The sequence below is a fragment of the Enterobacteriaceae bacterium Kacie_13 genome (assembly GCA_013457415.1).
Taxonomy (GTDB): domain Bacteria; phylum Pseudomonadota; class Gammaproteobacteria; order Enterobacterales; family Enterobacteriaceae; genus Rahnella.
On record CP045665.1, the window covers coordinates 676515 to 688989 of the forward strand.

At 52.9% G+C, this 12475-nt stretch carries 10 protein-coding genes; 5 read left to right on the forward strand and 5 right to left on the reverse strand.

What is annotated here, in order from left to right; genetic code table 11:
* The first annotated feature begins 36 nt into the window (after positions 1–36).
* Positions 37–945 (forward strand): LysR family transcriptional regulator, encoded by a 909-nt coding sequence (locus GE278_03115; protein ID QLK59837.1) that lies wholly within the window; start codon positions 37–39, stop codon positions 943–945.
* 59 nt (positions 946–1004) lie between these two features.
* Here the strand turns inward: GE278_03115 and ettA are convergent, their stop codons facing one another.
* The 3 genes from ettA to GE278_03130 all read right to left on the reverse strand — a co-directional run bounded on the left by ettA (position 1005) and on the right by GE278_03130 (position 6629).
* Positions 1005–2672, reverse strand: coding sequence for an energy-dependent translational throttle protein EttA (gene ettA / locus GE278_03120; protein ID QLK59838.1), 1668 nt, complete (start codon positions 2670–2672; stop codon positions 1005–1007).
* Positions 2673–2889: 217 nt separating this feature from the next.
* Positions 2890–3570, reverse strand: a complete 681-nt coding sequence (gene rcsA, locus GE278_03125; GenBank protein ID QLK63167.1) for a transcriptional regulator RcsA — start codon at positions 3568–3570, stop codon at positions 2890–2892.
* Positions 3571–3890: 320 nt separating this feature from the next.
* Positions 3891–6629, reverse strand: a complete 2739-nt coding sequence (locus tag GE278_03130) for an HAD-IC family P-type ATPase (protein ID QLK59839.1) — start codon at positions 6627–6629, stop codon at positions 3891–3893.
* 622 nt (positions 6630–7251) lie between these two features.
* Between GE278_03130 and sltY the strand changes: the two genes are divergently transcribed.
* Both sltY and trpR read left to right on the forward strand, forming a co-directional pair.
* Positions 7252–9180, forward strand: a complete 1929-nt coding sequence (sltY, locus tag GE278_03135; GenBank protein ID QLK59840.1) for a murein transglycosylase — start codon at positions 7252–7254, stop codon at positions 9178–9180.
* Between the two features lie 55 nt (positions 9181–9235).
* Positions 9236–9586, forward strand: coding sequence for a trp operon repressor (trpR, locus tag GE278_03140; GenBank protein QLK59841.1), 351 nt, complete (start codon positions 9236–9238; stop codon positions 9584–9586).
* A gap of 22 nt (positions 9587–9608) precedes the next feature.
* Here the strand turns inward: trpR and yjjX are convergent, their stop codons facing one another.
* Positions 9609–10142, reverse strand: coding sequence for a non-canonical purine NTP phosphatase (gene yjjX, locus GE278_03145; protein QLK59842.1), 534 nt, complete (start codon positions 10140–10142; stop codon positions 9609–9611).
* A 51-nt stretch (positions 10143–10193) separates the two neighbouring features.
* Here yjjX and gpmB point away from each other — a divergent pair, with 51 nt between their 5' ends.
* Positions 10194–10841, forward strand: a complete 648-nt coding sequence (gene gpmB / locus GE278_03150; protein QLK59843.1) for a phosphoglycerate mutase GpmB — start codon at positions 10194–10196, stop codon at positions 10839–10841.
* A gap of 12 nt (positions 10842–10853) precedes the next feature.
* Here gpmB and robA read toward each other — a convergent pair whose 3' ends face one another.
* Positions 10854–11717 carry an MDR efflux pump AcrAB transcriptional activator RobA gene (gene robA, locus GE278_03155; GenBank protein QLK59844.1) on the reverse strand — a complete coding sequence of 288 codons (864 nt, stop codon included), beginning with the start codon at positions 11715–11717 and terminating at the stop codon, positions 10854–10856.
* A gap of 208 nt (positions 11718–11925) precedes the next feature.
* On the opposite strand from robA, the gene creA reads away from it, so the two are divergent.
* Complete coding sequence (gene creA / locus GE278_03160; protein QLK59845.1) at positions 11926–12408, forward strand: protein CreA; 483 nt, start codon at positions 11926–11928, stop codon at positions 12406–12408.
* The last annotated feature ends 67 nt before the right edge of the window (positions 12409–12475 follow it).

The window sequence follows — 12475 nt, forward strand, 5'->3', positions numbered from 1 at the left end:
AATATCTAACAAAGTGTTCGGCTGAGGTGAACAATCGTGTTTAAACAATTGCAGGATATGGCGCTGTTCGCGCTGGTGGCAGAATGCGGCAGTTTCACGCAGGCGGCGAAACGTGCCGGATTGCCGAAATCCAGCGTCAGTCAGCGCATCAGCCAGCTGGAAAAATCCCTCGGCCTGCGGCTGCTAAACCGAACCACGCGCCAGCTGAATCTGACCTTCGCCGGTGAGCGCTATCTGATTCATTGTCAGGAAATGATGCAGGCCAGTGAACGGGCGGAGCTGGCGATCCGCCGTCTGCGCGACAACCCGAGCGGGCGTTTACGTATCACCAGCCCGGCGGGACTGGGCGCGACGCTGCTCGCACGGGTGAACGTCGAGTTTCAAAAGCGATATCCCGACGTTTCGCTGGAGGTGTCAGTCTCCGATGCGATGGTCGATCTGGTGCAGGAAGGGTTTGATATCGCGCTGCGCACCGGCAAACCGCAGGACTCCTCACTGATTGGCCGGGAGCTCGGCCACAGCCCGCGTTATCTGCTGGCATCTCCGGCGTATCTGGCGCAGCATCCGGTGCTGGAGTCGCCGCCGCAACTGGCGTCACATCACTGTATTGCGCACCGCGCCTGGTCGGAATGGGTGCTGCATCGCGGCGAGACCTATCACCGCTGGCTGCTGCCTTCGACGCATACCACTGACAATCTGCTGTATGCGCGGGAATGTGCGCTGGCGGGTGCCGGTATCACGCTGTTACCGGCGTTTTTGTGTCATGACGAAGTAGCAAAAGGCACGCTGGTGCGGGTACTGCCGGAGTGGGAAGCGGAGGGCAACGATCTCTATCTGGTCTATCCGGGGCGGAAGCTGAATTCTCCGGCGCTGGCCTGTTTTATCGATTTTATGCTGGAGGAATATGGTTTTGCGAAGAGCTACAGCGAGGCGCTGGCGAGGTAAACGGCGGGCATAAAAAAGGCCCGTTTCCGGGCCTTTTCAAAAAAGCATGAGTAAGATGATTACTTGATGATTTTCTTATACTTGATGCGCTTCGGCTCTAACGCTTCGGCACCCAAAGTACGTTTTTTGTATTCTTCATATTCGGTAAAGTTACCTTCGAAGAATTCTACTTTGCCTTCATCCTGATAATCAAGGATGTGCGTCGCGATGCGGTCAAGGAACCAGCGGTCATGGGAAATGACCATGGCGCAGCCTGGGAATTCCAGCAAGGCGTTTTCCAGTGCGCGCAGGGTTTCGATGTCGAGGTCGTTGGTCGGTTCATCGAGCAGTAACATGTTACCGCCAACCTGCAGCAGTTTAGCCAGATGCAGACGACCACGCTCACCACCGGACAGCTCGCCGACGCGCTTGCCTTGATCAACACCTTTGAAGTTAAAGCGGCCAACGTAGGCGCGGCTTGGCATTTCAGTGGTGCCGATGCGCATGATGTCCTGACCCCCGGACACTTCTTCCCACACGGTTTTGCTGTTGTCCATGGAATCACGGAACTGATCGACGGACGCCAGTTTCACCGTGTCGCCGAGTTCGATGGTGCCGGCGTTAGGTGCTTCCTGACCTGACATCATGCGGAATAACGTGGATTTACCCGCGCCGTTCGGACCGATGATCCCGACAATCGCGCCTTTTGGCACGCTGAAGGACAAATCGTCGATCAGCACACGGTCGCCGTAAGACTTGCTCAGGTTTTTTACTTCAACGACTTTGTCGCCAAGGCGTGGACCCGGTGGAATGAACAGTTCGTTGGTTTCGTTACGTTTCTGGTATTCGGTACTGTTCAGCTCTTCAAAGCGGGCCAGACGGGCCTTGCCTTTAGACTGACGGCCTTTCGCGCCCTGACGTACCCATTCCAGCTCTTTCTCGATAGATTTACGACGAGCCGCTTCAGAAGACGCTTCCTGCGCCAGACGTTCATCTTTCTGTTCCAGCCAGCTGGAATAGTTTCCTTCCCACGGAATACCTTCACCGCGGTCAAGCTCAAGGATCCATCCAGCCACGTTATCGAGGAAGTAACGGTCATGGGTGATCGCCACAACGGTGCCTACGAAATCGTGCAGGAAACGTTCCAGCCATGCCACGGATTCAGCATCCAGGTGGTTGGTGGGTTCGTCGAGCAGCAGCATGTCTGGTTTTTCCAGCAGCAGGCGGCACAGTGCCACACGGCGGCGTTCACCACCGGAGAGGGTCGCGACTTTCGCGTCCCAGTCAGCCAGACGCAGCGCATCGGCGGCGCGTTCCAGTTGGTTGTTCAGGTTGTGGCCATCATGCGCCTGAATAATCTCTTCCAGACGGCCCTGTTCGGCGGCCAGTTTGTCGAAATCAGCGTCAGGATCGGCGTACAGCGTATAAACCTCATCGAGACGTTTTAATGCGCCAACGACTTCGGAAACGGCTTCTTCCACGGACTCACGCACGGTGTGTTCCATGTTCAGTTGCGGTTCCTGGGGCAGATAGCCGATTTTCAGATCGGGTTGTGGACGCGCTTCACCTTCGATATCGGTATCAATACCCGCCATGATGCGCAGCAGCGTGGATTTACCTGAACCGTTCAGACCCAGAACACCGATTTTGGCGCCGGGGAAGAAACTCAGGGAGATGTTCTTGAGAATATGACGCTTCGGCGGAACAACTTTGCCGAGGCGGTGCATGGAATATACGTATTGAGCCACGTTGTTTTGAGCCTCTTTCTCTGCGGACCGCGCGCGTGTGCCGGACCAGAGTTTCTGATCCAACGGGCGCTGCGGCGAAATAAGCCAGCCCCGCCTGACTGCGGCATGACTGATAAGGGTTCCGACCGGCAAGTTTAGCGTGTTTCAGTCGTGTTCCCAACCATCAGCTTCACAGTAAGGCGAGAATGTTACCGGAGAAGTGGCAGACTTCACGTCTTTAACCGACAGGAACCGCGATTTCCCCGGATCCGCTGGCAGGGCGCAGCGGGCGAGGGCGGCCGACAAACATGCCGGAAGTCAGAATGTCGGTGAGTTTAACAACATGATAAATCGCCTGTTTATTCTGGGTTTTGACTTTGCGTTTGATATTGCCTTTGTGCGAGGCCACGGTTTTTTGCTTAATATTCAGATGCTGCGAAATGTTCTGCGTATCCAGACCCGACATCCACATTTTCAGAATGCTGAACTCGGTGCGGCTTAGGCTGACCGGTGTGAGATCCAACGGTACGCCGATTTCTATGGCACGCGAAAGTTGCAGATTATGGGCGATCAGCTGGTAAATCGTGGTGGTACGGATCGATTTCGACACAATGATCACGTTGCGTCGGATCGGCACATAGTTCTGATAGTTGAGGTTATCTTTGGAAATGAACACAAAAAACAGCGTATCGGGATGGGTGTTGATGACGGCTTTCAGCGCCTGTCCCGATAGCACATCAGACATAAAACAGTCTTCATTTACAAAGATGATTTCAGGCTTCAGTGACTTGCACGCGGTTTGCAGCTCGGTAATGTCCTTAAGCGAAAGAATATCTTTCTGGTGTTGTCCGTTCAGTTGCAGGAGCGACTGCAATGCCAGCTGCGTGTAATAGCACTTATCTACAATGAGCGATGACATCATGCGTTACCTATTTTTTGGCTCCCTGTGGGGCTGCTTTCGCAGAAAGAGCTCGTTGTTATGTGACCGGCTGTGAATCTGTGGGGCGTACCCTGAAAATTGCCGATAGGCGGCAATGCTGAAATAGCTGTGTGCGGGAATACCCTTGGGCAGAGTAATAAGTCGGGGGCGAGTTGATGTAAATCAGTTGTACTGACTTTGGGATGTTTTGTGAGAAATTTGAGACAAAATGAGCCTGTGTGACTCTAAAGTTTCAGGATTTGTCATATTTTTGATGATAAAACCGGGCTAAAAATATAGCCCGGCAGTTTGCATAAAAGTCAGATTTTCTTGCGGATAAAGCGGTTCACCAGCCATTTTTCGATTTCGACGATAACGAAAATCATCGCCCCGACCACCAGCGTAATGCCCCAGAATTTCAGTGGCATCGGCACGGTGCCGAACAGGCTGTTCATCACCGGCAGGTAGATAATCGCCAGCTGCAACACCAACAGCACGGCGGAGACCACCCACAGGCCTTTGTTGACGAACACTTCGCGAGTCAGCGGGAAGCGATCCATTACACGGCAGTTAAACATGTACACCCACTGCGCGGTGACCAGTGTTTGCAACAGCACGGTGCGGATAAGGTCGCTGCTGTAGCCGCGCGGCTGCATCCAGGCTTCAAGGACAAAGGCGCTGCAGGCAATCAGAATACCGACGAACGCGATACGCCAGACCGAGTACAGGTCGAGAACGTGCTGACCTGGTGCGCGCGGACGGCGACGCATCATACCTTTTTCTGCCGGCTCGAAGGCCAGACCGAAGGAAAGCGTGGTTGAGGTGGCCATGTTCATCCAGAGGATCTGCACCGGCGTCAGTGGGATCACCGCACCGGCCAGAATCGCCAGAATAATCAGCAAACCCTGCGTGAGGTTGGTCGGCAGAATAAACAGAATAGTTTTCTTCAGGTTGTCATAAACGCGGCGCCCTTCTTTCACCGCGCTGGCGATGGTCGCGAAGTTATCATCGGTCAGTACCATGTCAGCCGCTTCTTTGGTGACTTCGGTACCTTTAATGCCCATCGCGATACCGACGTCGGCCTGTTTCAGCGCAGGCGCATCGTTCACGCCATCGCCGGTCATGCCGACGACTTCGCCGGTGTCCTGTAAGGCTTTCACCAGACGCAGTTTATGTTCAGGGCTGGTGCGGGCGAAGATGTCGTACTGGCTGGCAGCGACCACCAGCTCGGCGTCGTCCATGTGTTCCAGCTGGTAGCCGGTGATGGAATCGCCGCTGTTGCCGATGCCTAACATTTTGCCGATAGCCATCGCGGTTTCCTGATGGTCGCCGGTGATCATTTTGACGCGGATCCCTGCCTGCTGGCACTGGGCAATCGCATCAATCGCTTCCGGACGCGGGGGATCCATCATCCCGGCGATACCGGCGAAAATCAGACCGTCCTGCAAATCATCGTGGTTTAAATCGCCACTGATGACGGGCTCATCTTTGAACGCGGCGGCGACCATGCGCAGACCCTGACGGGCATAGCGCGCCATTTCTTCTTCCCAGTACTCGTGGCGGAAAGGTTTGATGCCGTCTTCGGTTAGCTCAAATTTCGCCAGCGAGAACAATACGTCCGGTGCGCCGGTCAGGAACAGCTGCGTTTTGCCGTTAATACGCTGCAGCGTGGACATGTATTTGTGTTTGGAGTCGAACGGGATTTTGTCCAGCGGCTCAATTTTACCGGTATTCAGATTTGATTTCGCCGCCAGCACTTTCAGCGCGCCGGAGGTTGGCCCGCCGGTGATGCCCCAGTGGCCTTTGTTGTCCTGCATCAGCTGGCTGTCGTTACAAATATCGACGGCGGTGATAAAGGTGTTGAGCACCGGCGTATTGATGACATCAATCTGCTGCTGCGTCTGCGCATCAATAATGCGCCCTTTTGGCTGGTAGCTTTCGCCTTCCACGTTGTATACCCGGTCGGCCAGAATCACAGCCTTGACGGTCATTTCATTCATCGTCAGGGTGCCGGTTTTATCCGAGCAGATGACGGTCATGGAACCGAGGGTTTCGACGGTTGGCAGCTTGCGGATGATGGCGTGATTACGAGCCATCGACTGGACGCCTAGGGACAAAATAATCGAAATAATCGCCGGTAAGCCTTCCGGTACGGAAGCGACCGCGAGGCTTATCAGTGAGAGCAGCAGTTCGCCGAGTGGCATATCACGCAGGATGAAGGCGAAGACAAAAAGGAACGCCATCATCAGTAGAATCAGGGCGAAAATGCCTTTGCCCAGTTTGTCTATTTGCTGTAACAGCGGGGTCCGCTGCGGCTTAATTTCGGACATCATCTGGTTGATGTGGCCGAGTTCAGTTTTTTTACCGGTGGCGTAAACCACACCGGACGCGGTACCGCCGCTGATCATCGTGCCGGAGAACAGAAGATTGTGGCGGTCGCCAATCATTACTTCGCTGTCAATGACGTAGGCGTTTTTGGTGACGACGGTGGATTCACCGGTCAGGATCGCTTCTTCGACCTGCAGGTTATGGGCGCTGATGATGCGCAGGTCAGCCGGGATTTTATCACCGGGGCGCAGTTGTACAATATCACCGGGAACCAGCTGGTCGGCATTGATGGTTTGTACTTGTCCGTCGCGCAGGACGACGGCCTGGCTGGAGAGCATATTCTGGATACTTTTCAGCGATTTTTCTGCGCTGTTTTCTTGCAAAAAGCCGATTAGCGCGTTAATGACCGCCACGCCGAGGATCACAAAGGTATCAACCCAGTGGCCCATCGCGCCGGTCACTACCGCCGCGGCCAGCAGGATATAAATCAGGACATCATTAAAATGCGCCAGAAAACGCATCAGCGCACTTTTGGTTTGTTTTTCTGGCAGGGCATTTGGGCCATATTCATTCAGACGCTGAGTGGCGTCCTGAGGGCTCAGACCATTTTCGTCTGTGTCCAGACGCAGCATGGCTTCCTGACTGCTCAGTTGATACCAGGTTTTGTTTTCTGGCGAAGCTGAAGAGGAAGGACTGGCATTGGTTTTCACAACAGGTGATGAAGGATTCATAACGTTTTCCATAAGCGATTAAAAGAGTGTCGCAGATTTATTAATTCATTAGAGTAATTACGGGAAATATCAAGCCGCTTTTACAATATGGGGGAGATGATAATTTAATACGGGAAAGCGGTTTTGATCTGAGTTAAGAAATACTTTGTTGCGTGGGTTTTTAATATTTTTGTTTTTTAAAAACAATAAATTATAGAAATTAGGATTATCTGTATTTTTAACTTTTCATTTAACCTTTGTTTAGGAAGCAATTAATTAAGTAAATTAGCGTAAACAAAAATCAGGTTTGTCAGTGCATCTATTATAATTGTGATAGTAAGGTTGCTATCTTTTATCGCGAATAATCCTAAGAATAATTTAATTCACCTGTTAATAATAAGGTCATTATGCAGCCAATGTAAAAACGTCCCGGGACGTCTGGTAAGCACTCACCGCATGCACCACACTGTGTAAAGTTTGTGATGTCACGGCGGCATTACTTCAATTTTAAAAATGAATCGATTAGCGTAGACGGGGTCTACAGCATGCAGAATAGTTTCGACATGAAAATCAGAGTGTCTGTAGCGCCATCTCTGTGCAGTCTGCGCAGTAAGAAAGACAACCCGCGAGGATAAAGGTAAGTATGGTCAAGGTGGACAAGTGGTACTCGCTGGCAATGAGTGTGTTGCTGGTCACGGCGTCGGGTGCGGCGAGAGCAGATTCCCTCGATGCGCAGCGTCAGCACTATATGCAGATTAAACAGGCGTGGGACAGCAACCAGATGGACGTCGTCAGTCAGCTGATGCCGACGCTGGAAGACTATCCTCTTTATCCGTATTTGGAATACCGGCAGCTGACGCAGGATCTTAGCGAAGCGACGCCGGCTCAGGTCAACGCTTTCGTGAAAGCTAACCCAACATTACCGCCTGCGCGCTCTTTACCTGCACGTTTCGTCAATGAGCTGGCGAATCGTCAGGACTGGAACAGTTTACTCTCCTTCAGCCCGCAGCCACCGAAACCGGTTGCTGCACGCTGTAACTTCTATTACGCAAAATGGGCGACCGGCGATCAGAAAACCGCCTTCGAGGGCGCAAAAGACATCTGGCTCACCGGTACATCGCTGCCGAACGCCTGTGATAAGTTGTTCAGCGTCTGGCAGGGGGCCGGTAACCAAACTGCACTGACCACGTTGCAGCGCATCGGTCTGGCGATGAAAGCCGGGAATACCAACCTGGTGAATTTCCTCGCCAAACAGCTGCCGCCGGATTACCAAACCATGCGCGATGCGCTGTTGGATCTGCAAAACAACCCGAACACTATTGAAAGCTTTGCGCGCAGCGTCGGGCCGACCGATTTTACCCGCAATGCCACCAGCATCACTTTCGCCCGCATTGCCCGCGATGATTCGGAAAATGCACGCTCGATGATCCCGGTGCTGGCGCGCTTGCAGAAGATGAGCGACAGCGACCGTCTGGAACTGGAAGAAGCTGTGGCCTGGCGCTACATGGGCAGCGATGTGACAGCGGAACAGGCAGCCTGGCGCGATAACGTTATTCTGCGCAGCCGTTCCACTCCGCTGGTCGAACGTCGCATCCGCATGGCGCTGGCCGCAGGCGATCGTCAGGGATTAAGCCAATGGCTGGATCGTTTGCCATCGGACGCCTTGCAGGAAGACGAATGGCAGTACTGGCGTGCGTCGGTGATGATCGACAAAGGTCAGAAATCGCAGGGTGAAGCGATGCTGCGCACGTTAATGAAAGGCCGGGGTTTCTATCCAATGGCCGCCGCACAAAAGCTAAATATCGCCTATCCGATGCAGATTTCTGTGGCGGCTAAACCGGATGCCAGTATTGGCAAACTGCCGGAAGTGGCGCGTGTTCGCGAGCTGATGTACTGGCAGATGGATAATCTGGCACGCACTGAGTGGAGCTATCTGGTGAGCAGCCGCAATGAAACGCAGCAGTCGGCGCTGGCGCGTTATGCTTTCGAGCAGAAATGGCCGGATCTGAGCGTGCAGGCGACCATCACCGGCAAACTGTGGGATTATCTGGAAGAGCGTTTCCCGCTGGCGTGGCCGGATGAATTCCGTCGTGCAACCAATGACAAAGGCATCACCCAAAGCTATGCGATGGCGATTGCCCGTCAGGAAAGTGCGTGGAATCCGAAAGCCCGATCGCCGGTGGGCGCAGCCGGTCTGATGCAGGTTATGCCTGCTACCGCGCAGCATACGGTGGATATGTTCAGCCTGCAGGGCTATAGCAATCCGGCGCAGCTGCTGGATCCGCAGATGAACATCACCATCGGCACCAGTTATCTGGAATATGTCTATCAGATGTTTGGCCGCAACCGTATTTTGGCCAGTGCTGCCTATAATGCTGGTCCGTCACGCGTGAACACCTGGCTGGGTAACAGCGCGGGCAGAGTGGATTGCGTGGCCTTCATCGAAAGTATCCCTTTCTCTGAAACGCGTCGATATGTTAAAAATGTGTTGGCATATGATGCATTTTATCGTTACTTTTTACATCAACCCGCCAAGATTTTGACGGATGCCGAATGGCAGAGGCGTTACTGATCTCCGGTTGTCTATGTTAAGCTGCTGTACTAGTTCAATAGTATGGCAGCCCAACATGACTCAACGACCGCTCAATGACCCTGCTCTTTCCCAACAAGGCAATGAGGACTGGCAGTGCTTTCTGGCACTGCTACAGCAATCTTTTGCTGAAAATTTGCATCAGGATCTGCTGCAACTGCTTCTGACGCCCGACGAACGTGCGGCGCTGGGCACACGGGTGCGGATTATTCAGGAGCTGATGCGCGGAGAGATGAGTCAACGGGAGCTGAAAAGCCAGTTAGGTGCGGGGATCGCTACGATCACACGTGGTTCCAACGGTCTGAAGAACGCACCGGCACTGCTGAAAGCCTGGCTGGGTGAGCAACTGTTGACAGACACGTCATCGGCAGACAAAACGGACGACTGATGCGTCCGTTTTAGGCTTAAATTTAGTGAGTTTGCGCCCGGATCTGATACACCGAATTATGGAAGGGCGCTAACGCCAGTACCAGTGCCTGATGATAAACACTGGTGCGGGTAAGTTTTCCTGCTGTAAACACGCCAATGGCTCCGCCTTTGCGTTTCACTTCTGCGATACCCGTCAGCTTTTCCATCTCATCACCCAGTTCACTGCCCTGGTTAATTCCCTGTAAAATGATTTCAGGTAACATCAGGCTGGCTGAACGGGATTCTCCGCGCTGGTGCATATTTTCAATCACCATCCACGCGAACGTCATATTGTCTTCGATACCGGCTTCCACGCCGACCCAGAAGTCCGCTTCCGGGCGGACCTGACGAGCGCCGATCACGCGATGACGTGCTCCGGTGCGGGTCTCGTTGCTGCCGATAGGCTGATTGGGGACACCACTGTCGACGTCAACGCCTTCGATGCGGAATGCCTCAGCGCCGAAAATATCTTCAAAAGCCATGGCGATAGCTTTGATCTTTGCCGGGTTAGTGGTTGCAGCGACAACATGGTACATAGAGTTTTAGCATCCTTTAGCAAATTTCACGCAGTATAACGGAAAACACACATGTTACAGGTATATCTCGTCCGTCATGGCGAAACAGAATGGAACGCAGCGCGCCGTATTCAGGGGCAGTCAGACAGCCCTTTGACGGCAAAAGGTCTTTTTCAGGCTCGTCAGGTCGCGGAGCGTGTGCGCAAAGAAGGGATCACGCATGTCATCACCAGTGATTTGGGGCGTACCCGTCACACTGCGCAGATTATTGCTGATGCCTGCGGCTGTGAAGTGATCGAGGAACCGCGTCTGCGGGAACTGCATATGGGCGTACTCGAAGAGCGTATTCTGGATGGACTGACGGAGCAGGAGGAGAGCTGGCGTAAGCAGATGGTAGACGGTTCGCCAAAAGGACGCATTCCTGAAGGTGAAACCATGACTGAGCTGGCCACGCGCATGCGCGCCGCGCTTGACAGTTGTCTGGATCTGCCTGCGGGAAGCAAACCTCTGCTGGTGAGCCACGGGATTGCGCTGGGCAGTCTTATCAGTACGATTTTGGGGTTACCTGCGTATGCTGAGCGTCGTTTGCGCCTGCGCAACTGCTCACTGTCGCGGGTCGATCATCAGGAAAGCGCCTGGCTGGCCAGTGGCTGGATAGTTGAAACAGCGGGCGATATCTCACATCTGGATCAGCCCGCACTGGACGAGTTACAGCGCTAACACCCGAAGGTATTAGCGGCGGATTGGGATCAGGTAATCACACTCGACTTCGGTCGGCGTCGTGCCCGGTGCGCGGCCGTTTGTGTAGAAGCGTTCGATGTCCTGTCCCTTTCTGCGTGTCAGTTTCAGCGTCGGTAAACAGGTGCTGTACAAGGTCAGAATGAATTCCTGCAAATGCTCAGGCGTGCCATGGTAGTGGAACATGGCATATTCACCTTCCTGCAACACAATCGGCTGGCCTTCGACGTTTTCCGGCAAATGATTCGGTTCCAGCGCCGTGGTATACATCACCTCTTGCTCATCATCCTTTTCCTGGCTTGGACGCGAATGGTGCAGGCCGTAAAGGATCGGCGGCAGTGTTTTCGCTTCACCAATGTATTGACGCCAGAAGTGACGGCGCATCTCGTTACGGTACGTGGTAATTTGCTCCAGCGTACAGGCATAACTCTGCGTCATCCCAATCAGATGTTGTTCCGGCAGTGAGATATACTCAGGCTGCGGCAGAATAAACGCACCGAGGCGGATCGGCGGACAAATGCCGAACGAATGCCAGTCTTCAGCACGACGATACAATGCGGGAGTCTGTGCAAACTGCTTTTTGAAAGCCCGGGTAAACGTTTGTTGCGAGTCAAATCGGTACTGAAGGGCAATATCTAAAATCGGGCGGCTGGTAAGACGCAGTGCAACGGCCGCTTTAGAGAGACGACGGGCACGGATATACGCCCCGATGGCATTATTAGTGACATCTTTAAACATTCGCTGCAGGTGCCACTTGGAATAGCCGGCCTTGGCGGCGACATTGTCGAGTGACAAAGGCTGGTCTAAATGGGTTTCTAACCAGCTAAGAAGGTCACGAATGATTCCTGCTTGATCCATAGATCGTCCTCGTTGAGCTAAGATAAATGCACAGAATGATGGCCAGCATAATAGCAACTTTTTACTGATAAGACTTCTTAAGAATTTTTTGGCTATCTGTGCTATTTACAGGTGTTACAGAGTATTTCATTCCAAAAGTGTGAATACACACTTTCTGAGTGGGGTTTCTTTAAAAAACAACGTCATGTTCATGACGTGGAGTAACTTAATGAATAAGTGTTGTATTTTTGTTTTTGGGATGTTTGTTTTTTGTTCTGGAGCAGCCCATGCTGAGCAAGTGGGATCGGTAGATACGGTCTTCAAACTCTTCGGTCCAGATCACAAAATCGTGGTTGAGGCCTTTGATGATCCTGATATTAAAAATGTAACCTGTTATATCAGTCGCGCTAAAACCGGCGGTATTAAGGGGGGACTGGGTCTGGCGGAAGATACATCAGATGCGGCGATTTCCTGCCAGCAGGTTGGGCCTATCGAGTTAAGCGACAAGATCAAGCAAGGCAAGGATAAAGGGACGGTCGTGTTTCAGAAACGTACGTCTCTGGTGTTTAAAAAGCTCCAGGTGGTGCGTTTTTATGATGAGAAACGTAACGCGCTTATTTACCTGAGCTATTCCGACAAAGTCGTGGATGGCTCACCGAAAAACGCGCTGAGCGCCGTGCCGATCATTCCGTGGGGTCATCCGACACCGTAAGTCAGTGTATTTTCCTGCACGATAACGCATAAAAGAAAAGGCCAGCTTTAGCTGGCCTTCCGCGTTG

What these genes read in the sequence shown, in the direction of transcription:
- trpR (QLK59841.1), top strand. Translation starts at nt 9,236, where the DNA reads ATGACTCAACGACCGCTCAATGACCCTGCTCTTTCCCAACAAGGCAAT.
- rcsA (QLK63167.1), bottom strand. Translation starts at nt 3,570, where the DNA reads ATGTCATCGCTCATTGTAGATAAGTGCTATTACACGCAGCTGGCATTG.
- GE278_03130 (QLK59839.1), bottom strand. Translation starts at nt 6,629, where the DNA reads ATGAATCCTTCATCACCTGTTGTGAAAACCAATGCCAGTCCTTCCTCT.
- creA (QLK59845.1), top strand. Translation starts at nt 11,926, where the DNA reads ATGAATAAGTGTTGTATTTTTGTTTTTGGGATGTTTGTTTTTTGTTCT.
- robA (QLK59844.1), bottom strand. Translation starts at nt 11,717, where the DNA reads ATGGATCAAGCAGGAATCATTCGTGACCTTCTTAGCTGGTTAGAAACC.
- gpmB (QLK59843.1), top strand. Translation starts at nt 10,194, where the DNA reads ATGTTACAGGTATATCTCGTCCGTCATGGCGAAACAGAATGGAACGCA.
- sltY (QLK59840.1), top strand. Translation starts at nt 7,252, where the DNA reads ATGGTCAAGGTGGACAAGTGGTACTCGCTGGCAATGAGTGTGTTGCTG.
- yjjX (QLK59842.1), bottom strand. Translation starts at nt 10,142, where the DNA reads ATGTACCATGTTGTCGCTGCAACCACTAACCCGGCAAAGATCAAAGCT.